Origin of the sequence: Cellulosilyticum sp. WCF-2 (assembly GCF_003990395.1) — a bacterium.
GTDB lineage: Bacteria > Bacillota > Clostridia > Lachnospirales > Cellulosilyticaceae > Cellulosilyticum > Cellulosilyticum lentocellum.
In genome coordinates, this window is sequence record NZ_CP034675.1 from 2,226,131 (window position 1) to 2,244,754 (window position 18,624).

General features: G+C 34.9%; 23 protein-coding genes. 21 read left to right on the forward strand and 2 right to left on the reverse strand.

The genetic code is table 11. The annotated features are described in order from the left end of the window. The first annotated feature begins 277 nt into the window (after positions 1-277). The 7 genes from EKH84_RS09920 to purD all read left to right on the forward strand — a co-directional run bounded on the left by EKH84_RS09920 (position 278) and on the right by purD (position 9,851). Positions 278-3,994 (forward strand): phosphoribosylformylglycinamidine synthase, encoded by a 3,717-nt coding sequence (locus EKH84_RS09920; protein ID WP_127066154.1) that lies wholly within the window; start codon positions 278-280, stop codon positions 3,992-3,994. Positions 3,995-4,115: 121 nt separating this feature from the next. Next, positions 4,116-4,604: a 5-(carboxyamino)imidazole ribonucleotide mutase gene (gene purE, locus EKH84_RS09925; protein WP_127066155.1), complete on the forward strand. Its 489-nt coding sequence runs from the start codon at positions 4,116-4,118 to the stop codon at positions 4,602-4,604. Positions 4,605-4,729: 125 nt separating this feature from the next. Further along, positions 4,730-5,434 carry a phosphoribosylaminoimidazolesuccinocarboxamide synthase gene (purC, locus tag EKH84_RS09930; RefSeq protein ID WP_013656491.1) on the forward strand — a complete coding sequence of 235 codons (705 nt, stop codon included), beginning with the start codon at positions 4,730-4,732 and terminating at the stop codon, positions 5,432-5,434. Between the two features lie 15 nt (positions 5,435-5,449). Beyond that, complete coding sequence (gene purF, locus EKH84_RS09935; protein ID WP_127066156.1) at positions 5,450-6,847, forward strand: amidophosphoribosyltransferase; 1,398 nt, start codon at positions 5,450-5,452, stop codon at positions 6,845-6,847. Positions 6,848-6,981: 134 nt separating this feature from the next. Then, positions 6,982-8,025 carry a phosphoribosylformylglycinamidine cyclo-ligase gene (gene purM, locus EKH84_RS09940; protein WP_127066157.1) on the forward strand — a complete coding sequence of 348 codons (1,044 nt, stop codon included), beginning with the start codon at positions 6,982-6,984 and terminating at the stop codon, positions 8,023-8,025. After that, positions 8,013-8,594, forward strand: a complete 582-nt coding sequence (gene purN / locus EKH84_RS09945; protein WP_127066158.1) for a phosphoribosylglycinamide formyltransferase — start codon at positions 8,013-8,015, stop codon at positions 8,592-8,594. Before purM ends, purN begins: the two co-directional genes overlap by 13 nt. Before the next feature lie 3 nt (positions 8,595-8,597). After that, positions 8,598-9,851 carry a phosphoribosylamine--glycine ligase gene (purD, locus tag EKH84_RS09950; protein ID WP_127066159.1) on the forward strand — a complete coding sequence of 418 codons (1,254 nt, stop codon included), beginning with the start codon at positions 8,598-8,600 and terminating at the stop codon, positions 9,849-9,851. A gap of 92 nt (positions 9,852-9,943) precedes the next feature. On the opposite strand, the gene EKH84_RS09955 is transcribed toward purD, so the two are convergent. Both EKH84_RS09955 and EKH84_RS09960 read right to left on the reverse strand, forming a co-directional pair. Continuing rightward, entirely contained in the window at positions 9,944-11,065 is a 1,122-nt protein-coding gene (locus tag EKH84_RS09955) for a tyrosine-type recombinase/integrase (RefSeq protein ID WP_127066160.1), read from the reverse strand. Beyond that, complete coding sequence (locus tag EKH84_RS09960) at positions 11,066-11,551, reverse strand: helix-turn-helix domain-containing protein (protein ID WP_190283562.1); 486 nt, start codon at positions 11,549-11,551, stop codon at positions 11,066-11,068. 143 nt (positions 11,552-11,694) lie between these two features. Here EKH84_RS09960 and EKH84_RS09965 point away from each other — a divergent pair, with 143 nt between their 5' ends. The 14 genes from EKH84_RS09965 (at position 11,695) to EKH84_RS10015 (ending at position 18,606) form a co-directional block, all read left to right on the forward strand. After that, positions 11,695-11,889: a helix-turn-helix transcriptional regulator gene (locus EKH84_RS09965; protein WP_127066162.1), complete on the forward strand. Its 195-nt coding sequence runs from the start codon at positions 11,695-11,697 to the stop codon at positions 11,887-11,889. A gap of 99 nt (positions 11,890-11,988) precedes the next feature. Then, positions 11,989-12,312, forward strand: a complete 324-nt coding sequence (locus tag EKH84_RS09970) for a hypothetical protein (protein WP_127066163.1) — start codon at positions 11,989-11,991, stop codon at positions 12,310-12,312. Positions 12,313-12,518: 206 nt separating this feature from the next. After that, positions 12,519-12,803 (forward strand): helix-turn-helix domain-containing protein, encoded by a 285-nt coding sequence (locus EKH84_RS09975; protein WP_127066164.1) that lies wholly within the window; start codon positions 12,519-12,521, stop codon positions 12,801-12,803. Between the two features lie 26 nt (positions 12,804-12,829). After that, the gene (locus tag EKH84_RS09980) at positions 12,830-13,540 is read left to right on the forward strand and encodes a hypothetical protein (RefSeq protein WP_127066165.1); all 711 of its coding nucleotides are present in this window, start codon (positions 12,830-12,832) and stop codon (positions 13,538-13,540) included. A 19-nt stretch (positions 13,541-13,559) separates the two neighbouring features. After that, a complete protein-coding gene (locus EKH84_RS09985) occupies positions 13,560-14,354 on the forward strand; it encodes an ATP-binding protein (protein WP_127066166.1) in 795 nt (264 codons plus the stop codon). A gap of 197 nt (positions 14,355-14,551) precedes the next feature. Continuing rightward, a complete protein-coding gene (locus EKH84_RS09990; protein ID WP_127066167.1) occupies positions 14,552-14,875 on the forward strand; it encodes a helix-turn-helix transcriptional regulator in 324 nt (107 codons plus the stop codon). A 13-nt stretch (positions 14,876-14,888) separates the two neighbouring features. Further along, positions 14,889-15,065: a hypothetical protein gene (locus EKH84_RS22015; RefSeq protein ID WP_190283563.1), complete on the forward strand. Its 177-nt coding sequence runs from the start codon at positions 14,889-14,891 to the stop codon at positions 15,063-15,065. 90 nt (positions 15,066-15,155) lie between these two features. Continuing rightward, entirely contained in the window at positions 15,156-15,305 is a 150-nt protein-coding gene (locus EKH84_RS22020; RefSeq protein ID WP_190283564.1) for a hypothetical protein, read from the forward strand. Positions 15,306-15,442: 137 nt separating this feature from the next. Beyond that, positions 15,443-15,895: a hypothetical protein gene (locus EKH84_RS09995; protein WP_127066168.1), complete on the forward strand. Its 453-nt coding sequence runs from the start codon at positions 15,443-15,445 to the stop codon at positions 15,893-15,895. 312 nt (positions 15,896-16,207) lie between these two features. Beyond that, positions 16,208-16,747 carry a hypothetical protein gene (locus EKH84_RS10000; protein WP_127066169.1) on the forward strand — a complete coding sequence of 180 codons (540 nt, stop codon included), beginning with the start codon at positions 16,208-16,210 and terminating at the stop codon, positions 16,745-16,747. Continuing rightward, complete coding sequence (locus tag EKH84_RS10005) at positions 16,722-17,519, forward strand: hypothetical protein (protein WP_127066170.1); 798 nt, start codon at positions 16,722-16,724, stop codon at positions 17,517-17,519. Before EKH84_RS10000 ends, EKH84_RS10005 begins: the two co-directional genes overlap by 26 nt. A gap of 9 nt (positions 17,520-17,528) precedes the next feature. Next, positions 17,529-17,696: a hypothetical protein gene (locus EKH84_RS22025; RefSeq protein WP_190283565.1), complete on the forward strand. Its 168-nt coding sequence runs from the start codon at positions 17,529-17,531 to the stop codon at positions 17,694-17,696. Next, entirely contained in the window at positions 17,693-18,256 is a 564-nt protein-coding gene (locus EKH84_RS10010; RefSeq protein ID WP_127066171.1) for a hypothetical protein, read from the forward strand. The genes EKH84_RS22025 and EKH84_RS10010 overlap by 4 nt, the downstream gene beginning before the upstream one ends. Continuing rightward, positions 18,256-18,606, forward strand: coding sequence for a hypothetical protein (locus tag EKH84_RS10015; RefSeq protein ID WP_127066172.1), 351 nt, complete (start codon positions 18,256-18,258; stop codon positions 18,604-18,606). Before EKH84_RS10010 ends, EKH84_RS10015 begins: the two co-directional genes overlap by 1 nt. Positions 18,607-18,624: the final 18 nt, after the last annotated feature.

An 18,624-nucleotide genomic window follows, 5' to 3' on the forward strand; every position in this document is an offset into this window, starting at 1 on the left:
GCGTATAAAAAGACATGTTACAACTGATAAAACCGAACAACAAATAAAGAGCTAGAATGAAAACGTTCGGTAAAATGCCTGGATAAGGGAAGTATAACCGAGAAAGAAATTAAAAAATATAGGATTAAATGTTAAAAATATCCAAAAAGCGAGAGACATGTCGAACGATAAATAAAACTTAAACTATATTGTTCGATAAAATGATTGACGCTATTCTTAAATTATGATACGCTTACAATAGCTAATTAAGGTTAATTCATACGAAAGGGGAACCACGATGAGTGTTTTCAGAGTATATGTAGAGAAGAAGAATGGTTTTGATGTAGAAGCGAAGCGTATGGAGAGCGAGTTAAAAGAGTTTTTACATATAAAAGCTGTTAAGGGAGTAAGAATTTTAAACAGATATGATATTGAGCATATTACAAACGAGGTTTATGAAAAAGCATTAAACACGATTTTTTCAGAACCTCAATCAGATACATTAGTAGAGGAACTGGCTTTAACAAGTGGCAAGGCTTTTGCTGTAAGTTATTTAAGAGGACAATATGATCAAAGAGCAGACTCTTGTGAGCAATGTATTCGTATTATTGATAGCACCCTTAAACCTACTGTGAGAACAGCCAGAGTTTACATTGTGGATGGCGAATTAACAAACGAAGAATTATTAAAGATTAAAAAGCATGTGATTAACCCTGTAGAAGCTGAAGAAGTTTCTTTAGAGCCAGTAGTAAGTTTAGATATGACTTATCCTGTTCCAGAGGATGTCAAGGTATTAGTAGATTTTATTAATATGGATGAAGTAGCTTTAGAAAACTTTAGAAAAGAACAAGGCTTAGCAATGAATTTGGATGACCTTATTTATTTCCAAGGTTATTTTAAAGGGATTAATAGAAATCCAAGCTTTACAGAATTAAAAGTAGTTGATACCTATTGGTCAGATCACTGTCGTCATACAACTTTTATGACGGAGCTTACTAAGATAGAGGTTGAAGAAGGTGAATATGCAGCACCTATTAAAGCAGCTTTAGATGAATACTATGGTATGCGTGAAGAACTAGGACGTAATCATAAAAAAGTATCTCTTATGGATATGGCAACCATTATTGTAAAACATCTTAAAGCACAAGGTGGCTTAAAAGAATTATTCGAGACAGCGGAAATCAATGCTTGTACAATTGTAGATAACATTAAGGTAGATGGTAAAGATGAAGAATACCTTATCTTATTTAAAAATGAAACACATAATCACCCAACTGAAATCGAACCTTTCGGTGGTGCAGCAACATGTCTTGGTGGTGCTATTCGTGATCCACTTTCAGGACGTAGCTATGTTTATCAAGCTATGCGTGTAACGGGTGCAGCTGATCCTAATGAATCATTAGAAAATACAATGGCTGGTAAATTACCACAACGTGTGATTACAAAAACAGCTGCTAATGGTTATAGTGCCTATGGTAACCAAATAGGACTTGCAACAGGTGAAGTTAAAGAATATTATCACCCAGGATATAAAGCAAAACGTCTTGAAGTAGGAGCTGTAGTAGGAGCAGTTAAACGCTCACATGTAAAGCATGAAGAACCAGTCCCAGGCAATGTGATTTTACTTTTAGGTGGCGCAACCGGTCGTGATGGTTGTGGTGGTGCAACAGGTTCTTCTAAAGAGCATACAGAAGAATCACTACATACTTGTGGTTCTGAGGTACAAAAAGGTAATCCAGTAGAAGAAAGAAAACTTCAAAGATTATTTAGAAACCCAGAATTTTCAAAACGAATTATTCGTTGTAATGATTTTGGTGCAGGTGGTGTGTGTGTAGCAATCGGTGAAATCGCTGAAGGGCTTCGTATTAACCTTGACCTTGTACCAGTTAAATATATGGGACTTGATGCAACAGAACTTGCTATTTCTGAGTCTCAAGAAAGAATGGCAATTGCCATTGATAAAAATGATTTAGAGTTGATGATTAATCTAGCTAATAAAGAAAACTTAAATGCAGTTTGTGTAGCAGAGGTAACAAAGGAAAAACGTCTTGTAATGACTTGGAGGAACAAAGAAGTTGTTAATATTGATAGAAGTTTCTTAGATAGCGCAGGTGTAACGCAGCAAAGAGAAGCAAAAGTAACAGCTCCTGAAATTGAAATCGAAGTGAAGAAACTTTCAAAAGATAACGTACTTGCTACCTTAAAAGACTTAAATGTAGGCCTCCAAAAAGGGTTAGGGATGCAGTTTGATGGTACCATTGGAGCAGGTTCAGTACTTATGCCATATGGCGGTAAAAACCAATTAACAAAAGAAAATGGTATGGTGGCTAAAGTGCCTTTAGTAAAAGGTGAAACAACAGCAGCAACCTTTATGACACATGGATTTGATCCATATCTTTCAGAAAAATCACCATTCCACGGTGCTCTTTATGCAGTAGTAGAAAGTATTGCAAAAATTGTAGCATTAGGTGCAGATTACAAGAAGACTTACCTTTCTTTCCAGGAATACTTTGAGAGATTAAATGGTGAAACGAGCTGGGGTAAACCAGTAGCAGCACTTCTTGGCGCATTAAAAGCTCAAAAAGAATTAGGGCTTGCAGCAATTGGTGGTAAAGATAGTATGTCTGGTACTTTTGAAAATATCAGCGTTCCTCCAACACTTATTTCTTTTACCTGTAACTTAGGAGATGCTAAGGAATGTGTAAGTGGTAGCTTAAAAGCAGCAGGTAATCGTCTTGTTTATGTTGCTATTCCAAAAGATAATGTTTACATGCCAGACTTTAGTATAATGCATGAAGCTTATAGTAAGATTTATGAACTTGTTAAAGCGGATAAAGTACAAAGTGCCTATGCTATTGGTGCTGGAGGAGTAGTAGCTGCACTTAGTCAAATGGCTATTGGTAATGAAATCGGAGTAAAAGTAGAATTACCACCAGAAATAGCACCATTTGTAGCATCCTATGGAGATATTGTATTAGAAGTAGCACCAGAAGTAGCAGCAAGCTTAAAAGAAGATTACGTTACTGTCATTGGTGAAACTGTAACAGAAAAAGTAGTAACTATAGATGAAGTGACTTTAGAAATCAGTGAAATCATTAAAGCCATGTTAGCACCAACGGCTAATGTCTTTACTCAAAAAGTAGATAGTCCATTAGCAGCAACAGATGCAACCTTCACTGGGGAGCGAAAAATCTATGTAGCTAAACAAAAAATCGCACAGCCGGAAGTACTTATTCCGGTATTCCCAGGGACTAACTGTGAAGTAGATACAAGACGTGCTTTTGAAAGAGCCGGCGCTAAGGTAAATGAAGTACTATTTATTAACCGTACAAACAGTAACATTGAAGATTCAATTGAACGTTTATACCAAGGTATTAAGTCAGCACAAATTATTGCTTTCCCAGGTGGGTTCTCAGCCGGTGATGAGCCAGATGGTAGTGGTAAGTTCATTGCTTCCACTTTTAGAAATGAAAGATTAAAAGAAGCCATTCATGAACACCTTTATACGCAAGATGGATTAATGTTAGGAATCTGTAATGGGTTCCAAGTACTTGTTAAATTAGGGTTATTACCATATGGTGAAATTAGAGAAATGGATGGAGAATGCCCAACATTAACCTTTAATACGATAGGTAAACATATTTCTCTTATGGCTAGAACAAAAATTACAAGTGTGCAATCTCCATGGCTTAACGGGGTTAGCTTAGGTGACCTTCATGAAATCCCACTTTCACATGGTGAAGGTCGTTTCGTAGCACCAGAAGCTATGTTGAAAGAGCTTATTGCTAAAGGTCAAGTATTTAGCCAATATGTAGATGAAAATGGTTTTGCAAGTCAAGATGGTAATGTCAATGTGAATGGTAGTATGCATAACATCGAGGGGATTATATCTGCTGATGGCCGTATTATAGGTAAGATGGGACATAGTGAACGTGTGGGTGAGTTTATTCATAAAAATATTCCAGGTAATAAAGAGCAAAGTCTGTTTACATCTGGGGTGAATTACTTTAAATAAAAAATAAGCTATGTGAAGCGTAGTTTTAAAATAGATGGTTTATGAAATAACAGAGAATAGATAGTTGGTTATATAGTCTAAAAAGAGTAGATTACAAGAGAGTGTAACTTAGGAGGTTATTATGAAAGTAGCTTTTGTTATGGGAAGTGACTCAGATCTTCCAGTTGTAGAAAAAGGTGTAAAAACAGTTAAGGATTTTGGCGTAGAGGTAGAGGTTAGAGTTATTTCGGCTCATCGCACACCTTATGCTGCTGAAAAATTTGCGAGAGATGCAGAGAAAAATGGCATTGGTGTCATTATTGCAGCAGCAGGTAAAGCGGCTCATTTAGGCGGTGTTATTGCTGCTTTTACGACATTGCCTGTTATTGGGCTTCCTATTAAGTCTAGTACTATGGATGGTCTTGATTCACTTCTATCAATGGTACAAATGCCTCCAGGTATTCCGGTAGCTACAGTGGCTATTGATGGTGCTGAGAATGCGGGGATTTTGGCTGTTCAAATGCTTGCTTTAAGTAGCCCAGAATTAAAAGAAAAGTTAGCGCTTCACAAGAAAAATATGGCGGAAAAAGTAGCAGAAAAAGATGCAGCAGTAAGTGCTAGATTCCAATAAATCAATTTAAAAAATAAAATCAAAAAAGAAGGATTAAAGAAGGAAGAGCGTGATAAGGGGATGAGTTAACTCATTCTTCCCTCTTGATTCTTAATTCTTCATTCAAAAAATGGAGGGAATTTAAAATGGAAAAAAGAGAGCAACTTTACGAAGGAAAAGCAAAAAAAGTATTTAAAACAGATGATGAAAGATATTACATTGTAAGTTATAAAGATGATGCAACAGCATTTAACGGTGAGAAAAAAGGAACAATCGTAGGTAAAGGTGTTGTTAATAACCGTATGAGCAACATTATGTGTCGTATGTTAGAACAAAATGGTATTGAAACACACTTAGTAGAAGAACTTAATGATAGAGAAACAGTTGTTAAGGCTGTAGAAATTGTACCATTAGAAGTTATCGTACGTAATGTAGCTGCTGGTTCATTCTCAAAACGTTTTGGAGTAGAAGAGGGAACAGTACTTAAAAATCCAACACTTGAATTCTGTTTAAAAGATGATGCTCTTGGTGATCCAATGATTAATGACTATCAAATCTTAGCACTTGATATTGCTACAGAAGAAGAGCTTAAAGTAATGAGTGAGATGACTTTCAAAATTAATGAACTTCTTAAAGCATATTTCTTAAAAATTGGTGTTAAACTCATTGACTTTAAAATCGAGCTTGGCCGTGTAGATGGCAAGATTATTCTAGCTGATGAAATTTCTCCAGACACATGCCGTTTCTGGGATGCTGAAACAAACAAAAAATTAGACAAAGACCGTTTCAGAAGAGATCTTGGCGGTGTAGAAGAAGTTTATGCAGAAATGCTCGCAAGAGTAACCAAATAATAGGGGAGCGGTCATATGAAGTTTTTACAAGATGATTCACTACATGAAGAATGTGGCGTAATTGGAGTTTATAGAGAAGAAAAAGATGCCTCAAGACTTGCGTATTATGGACTTTTTGCTCTTCAACATAGAGGGCAAGAGTGTGCAGGTATTGCAGTTAATTGTGAAGGGGACATTGAAGTTAGAAAAGGCATGGGACTTGTAGCAGATGTATTTGATGAAACAGCCCTTAACGAACTTCAAGGGAATATTGCTATTGGCCATGTACGCTACTCGACAGCAGGAGATAAAGATGTGAGAAATGCACAGCCTTTAGTAGCTAAATACAAAAAAGGTGATATCGGGCTTGCTCACAATGGAAACCTTGTAAATGCGGAAAATATTAGAGAGATTCTAGAAGATAGTGGTGTTATTTTTCATAGCACCACAGATACTGAATCTATTTTAAACTTGATTGCTAGATACAGTAATAAAGGCATTGAAACAGGGATTAAAAATACGATGAGTCTTTTAAAGGGTGCGTATGCCTTAGTTTTAACAACAGGAGAAGAACTTATTGGTATTCGTGACCCACACGGTCTTAGACCACTTTGCATTGGAAAACTTAAAGATGGATATGTATTAGCGTCTGAAAGCTGTGCACTAGATGTATTAGATGCGGAGTTTGTAAGAGACATAGAACCAGGAGAAATTGTGGTGATTAATAAGGAAGGGCTAAGAAGTATAGAGCCTTCTAATATGTGTCAAAAACACCTTTGTGTCTTTGAACTTATTTACTTTGCAAGACCTGACAGTGTCATTGATGGGGATAGTGTGTATGATTTCCGTGTGAATGCAGGAAAAATGTTAGCAAAACAGAAAAAGATTGAAGCAGATATGGTAATGCCGGTACCAGACTCAGGAGTACCATCAGCTATTGGATATGCTAAAGAATCAGGTATTCCTTATGGAGAAGGACTTGTAAAAAATAGATATATAGGAAGGACTTTCATCCAACCTACTCAAGAGATGAGAGAAAATGCAGTTAAGATTAAGCTTTCTCCACTTAAACAAAATCTTGAGGGTAAAAGAGTCATTATGATTGATGACTCGATTGTAAGGGGAACAACCTGTAAACGTATTGTAGAACAAGTGAGAAAAGCAGGCGCTAAAGAAATACATGTTTGTATTACTTCACCTCCAGTACAATATTCTTGTTATTTTGGGATTGATACACCTTATAGAGAGTTTTTGATAGGAGCGCAAAAATCAGTCGATGAAATTTGTGAATACTTAGGAGCAGATTCTCTAACTTACTTAAGTGAAGATGGTCTTCGCGAAGTATGCAATCATAAGAGTCAATTCTGTAAAGCTTGTTTTAATGGTAAGTATCCAATGGAAGTACCTATTGGCACACCACCTTCACAATGTTAATAAAGAAAGTACCCTAGATTATCATCTGTCTAGGGTACATTCTGTTATAATAGTGAATGAAATACTTTTCTAAAAATGATAAAATATAAAAATAATAGCTATAGCGTGCTATGGCTGATATAGGAGGAAGAAAAATGTCTAATAGTAAAATCACATATAAAGATGCTGGGGTGGACGTTCACCGTGGATATGAAGCAGTAGCACAGATGAAAGAGCATGTTAAATCAACTTTTATCCCAGGGGTACTCACAGATATCGGAAGCTTTGGCGGTGCCTTTTCTCTTGGTGCTTTTGCAGGTATGAAAGAACCTGTACTTGTATCAGGAACAGACGGAGTTGGTACTAAATTAAAATTAGCTTTTGATATGGACAAACACGATACAATTGGTATCGATGCAGTAGCCATGTGTGTGAATGATATTATTTGTGGTGGCGCTGAACCTTTATTCTTCTTAGACTACATTGCAACAGGACGTATTGCACCAGAACATATTGCAAGCATTGTAAAAGGTATTGCAGATGGTTGTAAAGAAAGCTTATGTGCCTTAGTTGGCGGTGAAACAGCAGAAATGCCAGGTTTTTATCCAGATGGTGAATATGATGTAGCTGGTTTTGCAGTAGGTATTGTAGATCGCCAAGAAATGATTGATGGCAGCACTATTAAAGCAGGAGATGTGATTATTGGACTTCCTTCAACAGGCGTACATAGTAATGGTTACTCGCTTGTTAGAAAATTAGTGGAAACAGCAGGTGTAGACCTTAAAGCCTATAGTGCAGAACTTGGTGAAACTTACGGTGAAGCACTGCTTAAACCAACTAAACTATATGTCAAAGCAGTCAAAGCAGCAAAAGCAGCAGCTAGAATTAAAGGGATTGCACATATCACAGGTGGCGGTTTCATCGAAAATGTACCACGTACACTTCCAGAGGGCGTAGATGCTAAAATCAATATCAATGTCATCGAAAAACCTCCTATTTATAAATTTTTAGAAGAAACCTCAAACCTTGAGGTTAATGAGCTTTATAATACTTTTAATATGGGTATTGGTATGATGTTAGTAGTTGATGCAGCTGACAGTGAAAAAGTATTAGCAGCACTTCATGAGGCAGATGAAAAAGCATTAGTTATCGGTGAAATCGTAGCAGGTAACAAGGGTGTGATTTTATGTCAAGATTAAGAATAGGTGTACTTGTATCAGGTGGTGGCACCAATTTGCAAAGCATTATAGATGCAGTAGAAAATGGCACGCTAGCAAGTGAGGTTGTCTGTGTTATTTCTAATAAAGCATCAGCTTATGGGCTTGAACGTGCTAGAAAACACAATATCCCTGCTTTTCATGTGGATCCAAAGAATGGTCATTATGATGAGGAGTTGCTGGCTTTATTATTAGAGCAAAAAGTAGACCTTGTGGTTTGCGCGGGATACTTAAAAATCATGGATGAAAAATTAGTAAATACCTTTAAAGGACGCATCATTAATATTCATCCTTCACTTCTTCCCAAATACGGGGGCATGGGTTATTTTGGCATTCATGTCCATGAAGCCGTAATTGCTGCAGGTGAAAAAGAAAGTGGTGCAACTGTTCATTATATTGACACAGGTGTAGATACAGGTGAAATTATTCTTCAACGTCAATTAGAGGTATTGGAAGACGATACACCAGAAAGTTTACAACAACGTATTTTAGCTGAAATTGAACACAAAATTTTGGTAGAAGCTATCAAACAGATAGAGGGGAGCAACTAAACCATGAAGATATTAATCGTAGGAAATGGTGGAAGAGAATCGGCCATTGCACATACAGTGAGACGTTTTCATCCAGAAGCTGAGATTTTTGTAGCACCAGGTAATGGGGGAACAGAAGATGCTTTTACAAATATTCCTATTAAAGTAGAGGAACTTGAAGTATTAGCCAACTTTGCAGAAGAAAAGCAAGTGGATCTTACTATTGTAGGACCAGAAGTACCACTTGTAATGGGTATTGTAGATATTTTTGAAAAAAGGGGCTTAAATATCTTTGGACCTAATAAAGAATGTGCTCAATTTGAAGGAAGTAAACACTTTACAAAACAATTTTTAATTCGCAATGACATTCCAACAGCAGCATACGCTAGCTTTAAAAGCGATGCAGTAGAAGCTTGTATAGCAGAAGCCAAAAACTTTAGTTTACCAGTGGTTGTTAAAGCAGATGGCTTAGCAGCAGGAAAAGGTGTACTTATCTGTGAAACATACGAAGATGCAGAAGCTGCTATAAGAGAAATCTTTAGTGGTAAATTTGCTGAAGCAGGTAGTACTATCGTATTAGAAGAGTTCTTAACAGGAACAGAAGCCTCCCTTCTTTGCTTCGTAGATGGAGATAGTATTGTACCAATGGAAACAGCTAGAGACTACAAACGTGCTCTTGATAATGATAAAGGTCTCAACACAGGTGGTATGGGTGGCTTCTCACCAAATCCAATCATCACGGCAGAAGTTAAAGCCAATATTGATACACAAATCCTAGGGCCAATTATAAGTGGCTTCAAGAAAGAGAACCTTAAATTTAAAGGGGTGCTTTTCATCGGCTTAATGATCGAAAACAATATACCAAAAGTGCTAGAATTCAATGTACGCTTTGGCGATCCAGAAACTCAAAGTGTACTTCCAAGATTAAAAACAGATTTAATAGAAATCATGCAAGCTTGCATTGATGGTAACCTTGCAAATACACCAATTAAATGGGATGAAAGACAAAGCGTGACTTTAGTACTTGCTAGCAAAGGGTATCCAGAAACCTCTCATAAAGGCGATGTCATTACAGGTCTTGGTGATTTAAATAAAGATACTTATTTATTCCACGCAGGCACTAAAAAAGTAGATGGTACCATCCAAACAGATGGTGGACGTGTATTAGCTATTACAAGCTTAGGTGCTAGCTTAAGTGAAGCTAGAGCTACTATTTATGAAGAAGTGAAAAAGATTAACTTCGATGGTATGCAATACAGAAGCGATATAGCGAAATAGGCACTAAGCCATTGATAATCAAAGGACTTAAAAATAATAGGACAAATTTAGGACAAATAAATAATAAAAAATAATTAAGGGTAGGCGAAAGCTTATCCTTTTTTCTTTAGCTTTGAATAAATATCATCAAATTCACTGGCTACTCGTTTATCTCTTTCCTCAATAGTGTGTGTATAGAATTTAAGAGTTGTAGCAATACTTTTATGCCCTAGACGTTTGCTTACTGTAGCTATGTCCATGTTGTTATTAATCATTAAGGTGGCATGTATATGCCTTAAATCATGAAATCTTATTAGTGGAAGGTCATTAGCGATTAAGACCTCTCTTAAGTGATTACTAAGTGTATGACTATTAATAGGTTTATTTTTTGATATGGTGAAGATAAGAGCATTTATAGGTATAGCAGGCATACTATCAATATGTTCCTTAATAGCTTTCATTACAAACTCGGGAGCATATATCTTTCTTTTAGATCCACTTGTTTTGGTAGAGGTAAATAAGTCCTTTTCATCATCATAAAGGCCTATTTGCTTATCAACAGTAATTGTATTTAGGTTGAAATCTATATCTTTAAGTGTTAGTGCCCTTATCTCACTATTTCTAAGACCACACCCAACAGCTAGAAAGAAAGCTGCTCGATGTAATGGCCATTTATCATTTTCATATAGTTTAATTAGTGTTTGAATATCATCTAAACTCATTAACTCATCTAAGCTTTTACTTTCTGCTTGTCCTAGTTCAATATGCTTATAGGGAGAATTAGAGATAATCCCCCATTTTTCAGCAAGAGATAAACAAGTATTAAGTTTAGACATTATTACTCTGACAGTATTGTATTTATACTCTTCTAAAAGGTCAGTAGCAAATTCTTGAATGTCTATAGGTTTTATATCACATAGTTTCATATCATCAAATGCAGGTCCGATATGGTTATCATATGAATTTCTATAAGTAATACGTGAATTAGCTTTAAGTTTATCAATATATTCCCGTTGGACTTTTTTATATAAATCTCTAAATAGCATATTTTCACTGCTACCCATCATACCCTTATCAATTTGATATATAAAATCCTTCTCGGCTTGTTCAGCCTCCTTCTTATTTCCGAAGAAGGTGGTTTCGTATTTATGACCGTTTCTGGTAACACGTATTCTCCATTTAGCAGGTTTTCTGCCTGTCTTATCTTCTAGGTTAGTTCTTTTAGTTAATGCCATTTACTCACCTTCTTGTGATTTGTATTTAAAATAAAATAAATCTAGCAGCGTTTGAAATTCTATATTGTATAGTAGCGAAATAATACTTTCATCATCTAAAGAAAGTAGGTCTTCTCTATTTAACGTATATAGGATGCATTTAAAATAATGTGCTAGCTCTTCGTGTGATAATGCTTTAAGGTCTTTGTGGCGCTCTAGTATAGCGTGGAATGCTTTTCCTCTATCTTTATAGATTTCGTCCATAATTAGTTTATTATTTTCTGTTTCATTAACATTTAAGTTGTTTTTATAACTAAATACTTCCATTGATACTTCAAGTGCAGAAGCTATTTTCTGTAATTGCTCATATTTGGGGTTTCTGTCTCCACTTTCATATTTTCTGATGGAAATTTCAGATACTCCGCTTTTATCCGCAAGTTGCTTTTGGGTAATACCTTTTGATTTTCTAAGAAATTTAATTTTTTCATTTATATTTACTAATTCCAAGTTATCGCCTCCAATATAACCATAATAACATTTTAAGATACAAAAGTATATATATATTAAAGAATAACTTGACATAGATACAAAAGTATCATAACATATAGATACAAATAAGATACAAAAGTATCTAAAAAGGAGGAGATATCATGAATGTAATGATAGCAAGAAAGAGAAAAAGGCTTACACAAGATCAAGTTTGTGAAGCAGCAGGGATTGGCAGGAGCACACTTTCAAAAATTGAGAATGGAAAAGATGCTAACGTATCAAAAGAAGTAATGTTAAAGCTAGCTTCTGTTCTTGATAGTACTGTAGATTATTTATTTTTCAGTGAAGAAAACTAATTAACAATTTTGTTAGAAAGTAACCTGGCAGTGTGAGGGTAGAACTGCTAATGTCCAAGCGATATTTAAAAAAACAGAAAATCAAAGGAGAAGATGAAGATGAAAAGAGAAATGATTGAGAAAGTAGTAAGAGTGGCTGTAGAAAGAAATATTGTTACCTTAAATGGGTTTAATATTCCGGAAGAAGAACGGTTTGAGGAAATTGTAGCAGTGATTCAAGAAGGTATTAAGGAAAAGAATAAGAAATCTATCGAAGCTTTTGTAAATGGATTTAGTGAATATATTCTTGAAACTGCTAAATGTACAACCGAGGATGATTCAACGGGTGAACAAAGGCCTTTAACATCAGAAGAAATAGCAGAAACTATTTATAGTGAGTACTGGAGAGTTCAAGGTGAAATTGATGATATTTTAAGTGAGTAATTTAAAAATGAGGAGATCAAAGCAATGACAAGGCAGATGTTAATTAACAAAATAGTTTATATGCTAAGGGAAGAAGGAACATTGGATATAGACAACTATGTGAATGGAATTGAGTAATGCCAAGATGTAAAGAAAGTTATAGAAAAATGCCTTGATGGTTATGAGATTATTGAGGGTAAAGTGCTTTTAAGAGAGGAGGGTTGTCAATGAGTATAGAGGAGACCATAAAAGAAAGTGTTAAAGTAGCAATTGTAGAGGCACTTAAGGAGTTTCAAGTAAAGGGCGGATGTGATGAGTTTCCTGAAATTATGAACGTAAAGCAGACAGCAAAATTCCTAAATGTTGGAACGACATTTGTTTATGAAAATATTGCAGCTATTCCTCATTTCCAACTAGGAGGAAGTTATAGGTTTATTAAGAGTGAGCTCATGAAGTATTGCCTAGATAAAACTGGGAGAAGCTTCAAGGTTGTTAGAAGTAAGAGTAAGTAGAAAAATTACATAGAGAGGAAAAGAGCATGGAAGGATGGATAAGCTTATACAGAAAAGTTATGGATAATCCTGTTGTATGTAAAGATGCTGAGTACTTTTCGGTATGGGTATATCTACTGCTAAATGCAACACATAAGGAATATCCTGCAGTGTTTAAGGGGAAGAGGATAACTCTTAAGCCTGGAGAACTTATTACAGGTCGTAAGAGCATATCAGAGAAATTTGGTATTAGTGAAAGCAAGGTTCAAAGGATTTTAAAATCATTCGAAACCGAACATCAAATTGAACAACAAACAGGAAATAAAAACCGACTAATATCAATAGTTAGATGGGAAGAATACCAAAAATATGAACATCAAACTGAACTTCTACTGAACAACAACTGGACAACAAGTGAACAACAACTGAACACAAACAATAATGTAATAACAAAACAACATAATAATGTAAATAAAAAAGAGAATAGTCGTTTCACTCCCCCTACACTAGATCAAGTCAGAGAATATTGCTTAGAAAGAAATAATAGTGTAGATGCTGAACGATTCATAGACTTCTATTCATCAAAAGGATGGATGGTTGGCAAGAATAAAATGAAAGATTGGAAAGCAGCGGTTAGGAATTGGGAGAGAAGACAAGGTACAGCTGATAATGCAAACGTATCAAGTGATTCAAAAAAACAAAAGTCACTAAGTGGATATCCTTTACATAGGTATAACGATGAAGATTTGAAATTCTAATTAGGAAGGAGATAAGATCATGCAAAGCGTAAGTGAAATAGTTTCAAGACTTAAACTCAAAGCAAATTCAGAGAGTACTTCTAGTAGCGATTATAAATGCTATCAGTGTAAAGATACAGGTATGATTTTTATAAATATAGCAAATGGTGAAGAAGTACCTGCTTCCGATGTACCTGCATCTCAACAAGGTGGATATTACTCAAAACCTTGTTCATGCGCCATAGAGAAAAGGATATTAGAACTGATGAATAATAGTGGGATAGACCCTGAACAATATCAGAAGAAAAATTTCAGTACTTTTGTTGCAGAAACAGAAGAACAAAAGAAAATGAAAGAGTTAGCCTTAGAGTTTATTCGGGATAAAGAAGCACTAGGATTTGGGGTGTATGGAAGATCAGGAACAGGTAAGACACATATATGTATGGCGATTTTAGGTGAACTATCTAAAAAAGGAATTAGCCATAGGTATTTTAATTATAGAAAGGACGTAAGAGAGTTAGTTGCTAATAAGTTTAATTCTGATGAATACAACAAACTTATGGATAGATGGACTAGCACAAAGGTTTTGTACATAGACGATATATTTAAGTTTGTAGTAAGCAATGGTAAGACTAATACCGAAGAGTTAAGAATCATGTTTGAAATAATTAATGCTAGGTATTTGAATAAGAAAATCACGATATTCAGTAGTGAATTTACAGGAAGAGACTTGTTGGAACTAGATGAGGCCATTGGTTCAAGAATAATTGATATAACAGGAAGATATGGTGTTAAGTGTACAGGAAATAATTACCGAATTAGCAGAAACAATTAAAAGAAAACCTCCATAGAAAGCCTACAGAGGTTCAATGATTTATTAATCTCACAAGTTAAGAGTATCATTGAATCGAATTAAAATCAATAGCCAATAATAGAAGATACTTAGTTCAGAAGTACGAAATTCGTACTTCTGAACAAGGAACGAATTTCGTCGGCAGTAATGCAAAAGTTTGTTGAAGGGAAGGTATGCTTATGGATATATATAAAGCTTTCATTGATGAACTAAGGGTTGTAATACGTCAAGAAATAAATGATTCACTTGAGGAACTTATAAAGAGATATGCAGAAGATAAGTGGATGACTAGAAAAGAACTCGCTGAGTATTGGGGAGTAAGTGTTAGTTACATTGATCATAAGATTGATGAAATACCACACTCGGTGACTACTCCTGTTGCTTTTAAAAAATCTCAAGTAGATGCATGGCGCATGGGAGAACTGAAAAATCAGGAAATAGTGAATTCAAGTAAGGTCAACATTAATAACTATAAGAAAAATGATTTTAAAGTAGGAAGATAAAGGAGTGGTTATGATGGGAGAGGTATTTATTAATGATGTATTAGGGGTAACAAATGAGCTTCCAGAGGATAAATTGAATGATTTATGTATTGAAAAGTTCTTAGCTAATCAGAATGCTACTGAAGAGCAGAAAGATTTATTTAGGCTATTTATAAGAGTAGAAAAGTCACGAAGACAAGTTGCATGTTAAATCGTACATGTCCAGAACTAAAAGGTATAGATGAAATATTTGACCTTAAAGCAATATATCCTAATGCTATTAACTAAGGAGTTGATAATAATGGAAAAAGAACAGTTTTTTAATGCAATAGAAAATATGCCCGTTCGTTCAGAAGGAACAAGGAAACTTATATATTTTCTAGGTGAACGAAAGCAAGAAACTTTTAGTCTAGTAGATATATTTAATTACGGGTACATGAGAGGAATTTAAGCAGAAAGAGCTAAGAGAAGAAAAGCAGTAGCTACTAAATTAGAAATTGATCAATGATTAGGAGAAGTATATATGAGGATAAGAGCAGCGCCACGAGAATGATAGTTTAATTTATATTACAGAAAGTGAGGAGCATGGTGGATACAACAAAAGAAAAGATTAAAGCTATTGAGGAATTACTATTTAGCTATTCAGACATTGATGTTCGTGTAGAGTCTATGAGAACCGAGATAGATATAATACAGAACGACTATGATACCTTATACGGAAACAATGATAACCAAAGAGCAAGCACACCAACAAACCAAACAATTAGTCTTGTAGAAAGTAAGGTGACAAACAAGGAAGCTAGGATTGAAAGCCTTAAGAGAAAGATTGATATAGAGTTGCTTAACAAGAGGTTAATTGACAATGCTATGAAGGTGCTAAATGAAGAGGACAGAAAGTTCATTGATGATAGATACTTCAAGAAGATAAGTGCCAGTGCATTAGCAGACCATAAATACTACTGTAGTCGTTGCTATATATCTGTGAGAGGTAAGAACATCATAAAGAATCAATTAGCGAAATACATACGTATTATTCAATAGCATGTAAGCACGTATAATCAGTTTGGACAAGTCTAAAGTTTGAGTGGTAGTTAGTAAGAGTAGAGGGGTATAAACCTCAACAACACTCGTGAGAGAAGTGTAAAAGGTACTGTGAAAGGATTAAAAGGACTGCGGGTGCGCGATGCCCCCTTTTATCTCTACTTGCCAAACTTTTTTTAGGGCATTTCCCTTCCCATTTAAGAAAAAAATAGTATTAAACAATTTAATGCCATTCAATAGATTATAAACAGCAAGGACTTTCGATTATACGCAATGAAATGCGAAGTACAAACAGTAAAGGAATGAGGAAAGATGGTAAGAGATCTAGTCATAACTGAAATACTAAAAGAGTGTGGAGAAGTAACAATTGTATTGATAAAAGAATGCGGAAAAGACCATAGATTTAAGTGCAAGATTTCAAAGAGATTGCTGGTAGAACCTAAGGCAGGTATGAAAGTTAAAGGTGTATTAAAATTTGATATATGTGAGCGACAAAATAAAAAAGGAAATATTACATATTTACAACATGCAGAGCTCATTCCAATCAGTAATTTTGAGTATGAAAAATGTAAGCTGAAAATAAAGAGAATATTAAACAGAAGTGAAAAATATCAGTACCTACTTGTTATTAATAAAAGAACAAACAACGAGTTTGTGGCAAGAATGCTGATAGATGAAGTAGAGGGATTGAAGGAAGGGTATGTTATGAATTGTGAGATGTATTTCAGCATATTACAAGAGAATAATCTTAATGGAGATAGTAGGCATTATCAACTTGTATTAGCAAAAAGACTATTTAAAAACAATGAAGAGGAGAATGAAGGAAATGAAAAAGACAGAACAAATGATTAATGAGTTTTTACAAATGGTTGAAGAGGACAAGGTTATAGCAGCTCAAAAACTAGTTGAAATGGAGGAGCAAAGACACACGCTAGACAAGGAACGTAGCGAAATTTCAAAAGCGCTGATTAGAGAAGAAAATAAAGGTGATCAGGATGCAGTTCAAAAACTTAATAAAGAGTTAGCTAAAAGGGTTAGTGAGATTGGTATATTAGACAGTAAGATTGAAGCTTACAAAGAAATGGGTAATGAATATGAATCGGAAGCTGAAAGAGTATTTGAACAGGCAGCCAAAGAGTATTGTGAGGAATACCCAAAGGAATTAGAAGAAGAAAATAGAAAATTATCCGTAGCAAGAAAAGAATTAGAAGATGCAAGGGCACTTATTAGGATTAAGGAGAGTGCGTTTGATGAAGCTAGTAATAGAGTTAGTAACACAAAATCATACATGAGATATGTGTTAGAAAATAGATTGTCAGAGATTACTCAATACTTACCAAATAAAATTAACAGATTAGAAGTACCTAAAACAGAGGGGCATTACGAAACAATCAAAGTAGGAGAGTCACATTACCCAGGTGTTACTGTGAAATATAGCAATAGGCAAGACGAGATTGCATCAGCAAAAACTACAGTATTAAGTAAGACGGTTCATGTTATAGATCGAGAAGGATATGAGAACAACATGGAAGGAAAAGTCTCATACTATTACAACGAGATATTAAAAGGCAAAATGATAACTACAAAAAGAAAATCATTAGCTGACAGAATTTTAGGTCGTTAGGTGATTGTCATGAAAACAATACCTATAAGAGCTAGTGATAGTACGATAGAAAAGATTAATTACATAAGAGAATCTCTACATTGTTCAAAGGCTGATGTATTAGAAGCGTGTGTAACGATTGTATATTCAGCAATCGTTGTAGAGCAGACAAAAACAAGAGAGGAGAAGGTGCAATGAATTTCATGGATAGAATGACGGAAATTTTAAATGAGGAACGAAGAAGGCACGGAGAACCTCAGTTAAACAGTGCTGAAATAGAAGGTGCAAAAGATTACTATGCATCAAAGTTAGAAGAGGTAAAAAATACAGAATGGTACAAGTCAGCTTCAGCAGAGGACAAGCGTCATCTTAATGATTTGGTCATTAGTAAAACTGAGAAAAGACAGATGATGCCTACTTGTAGTATCAATTCAAATAATGGGGGTACTAAGGTAATGAATGAAGAAGAGCAAATTAATAGCTTTAGGGGTTTAGGGTATGACAACATTATTGAGGATGGTTTAAGTAAAGATTTATCAGCAGGAGATATTGCAATTAATATTCTTAATGAAATACCGGCTAATAGATACGTTGATCAGCAGAGAGCTATTAATTTATTAGTTGAAGCAGCAAATAATATCACTAATCAGGATGATAAAAAATCAAGTCAAGGTAAGAGTTCTAATGTTTCAGAGAAACAACAAGCGGTTGATTTATTAGTAAATGCAGCCAAAACAATACAAGGGGGTAGAAGATAATGAGTAGAACAGCATTTTCACAAGTAGATGAATACATACCTGATAATCTTATTGCAGGTAATACTCATCCAATAGACACAAAGGGTTTTGATTTAGCAGTGGGAACAGGAACGTTAGTAAGAGGTACGTTAATCAATAAAGATGGAGCTATATGTAACAAGGTAGGTGATGTAATTGACCAACCAAGGGGGATTTTAGCTAACGATGCTACACTTTCATCAACTACAATAACACCTTCATTAATTTATATCAGTGGTGATTTTAGAGCAAGTGAAATTATTGTAGGTGCTGACGTAAAAGTGGCAGACTTTGAAAGAGAATTAAGGATGTTAGGTATGTTTTTAAAATAGTAAATACAGGTAATTAAA

Bases quoted from the DNA above. Each gene is read 5' to 3' on its own strand.
- EKH84_RS09920 (WP_127066154.1), top strand. From the start codon at position 278: ATGAGTGTTTTCAGAGTATATGTAGAGAAGAAGAATGGTTTTGATGTA.
- purE (WP_127066155.1), top strand. From the start codon at position 4,116: ATGAAAGTAGCTTTTGTTATGGGAAGTGACTCAGATCTTCCAGTTGTA.
- purC (WP_013656491.1), top strand. From the start codon at position 4,730: ATGGAAAAAAGAGAGCAACTTTACGAAGGAAAAGCAAAAAAAGTATTT.
- purF (WP_127066156.1), top strand. From the start codon at position 5,450: ATGAAGTTTTTACAAGATGATTCACTACATGAAGAATGTGGCGTAATT.
- purM (WP_127066157.1), top strand. From the start codon at position 6,982: ATGTCTAATAGTAAAATCACATATAAAGATGCTGGGGTGGACGTTCAC.
- purN (WP_127066158.1), top strand. From the start codon at position 8,013: ATGTCAAGATTAAGAATAGGTGTACTTGTATCAGGTGGTGGCACCAAT.
- purD (WP_127066159.1), top strand. From the start codon at position 8,598: ATGAAGATATTAATCGTAGGAAATGGTGGAAGAGAATCGGCCATTGCA.
- EKH84_RS09955 (WP_127066160.1), bottom strand. From the start codon at position 11,065: ATGGCATTAACTAAAAGAACTAACCTAGAAGATAAGACAGGCAGAAAA.
- EKH84_RS09965 (WP_127066162.1), top strand. From the start codon at position 11,695: ATGAATGTAATGATAGCAAGAAAGAGAAAAAGGCTTACACAAGATCAA.
- EKH84_RS09970 (WP_127066163.1), top strand. From the start codon at position 11,989: ATGAAAAGAGAAATGATTGAGAAAGTAGTAAGAGTGGCTGTAGAAAGA.
- EKH84_RS09975 (WP_127066164.1), top strand. From the start codon at position 12,519: ATGAGTATAGAGGAGACCATAAAAGAAAGTGTTAAAGTAGCAATTGTA.
- EKH84_RS09980 (WP_127066165.1), top strand. From the start codon at position 12,830: ATGGAAGGATGGATAAGCTTATACAGAAAAGTTATGGATAATCCTGTT.
- EKH84_RS09985 (WP_127066166.1), top strand. From the start codon at position 13,560: ATGCAAAGCGTAAGTGAAATAGTTTCAAGACTTAAACTCAAAGCAAAT.
- EKH84_RS09990 (WP_127066167.1), top strand. From the start codon at position 14,552: ATGGATATATATAAAGCTTTCATTGATGAACTAAGGGTTGTAATACGT.
- EKH84_RS22015 (WP_190283563.1), top strand. From the start codon at position 14,889: ATGGGAGAGGTATTTATTAATGATGTATTAGGGGTAACAAATGAGCTT.
- EKH84_RS22020 (WP_190283564.1), top strand. From the start codon at position 15,156: ATGGAAAAAGAACAGTTTTTTAATGCAATAGAAAATATGCCCGTTCGT.
- EKH84_RS10000 (WP_127066169.1), top strand. From the start codon at position 16,208: ATGGTAAGAGATCTAGTCATAACTGAAATACTAAAAGAGTGTGGAGAA.
- EKH84_RS10005 (WP_127066170.1), top strand. From the start codon at position 16,722: ATGAAAAAGACAGAACAAATGATTAATGAGTTTTTACAAATGGTTGAA.
- EKH84_RS22025 (WP_190283565.1), top strand. From the start codon at position 17,529: ATGAAAACAATACCTATAAGAGCTAGTGATAGTACGATAGAAAAGATT.
- EKH84_RS10010 (WP_127066171.1), top strand. From the start codon at position 17,693: ATGAATTTCATGGATAGAATGACGGAAATTTTAAATGAGGAACGAAGA.
- EKH84_RS10015 (WP_127066172.1), top strand. From the start codon at position 18,256: ATGAGTAGAACAGCATTTTCACAAGTAGATGAATACATACCTGATAAT.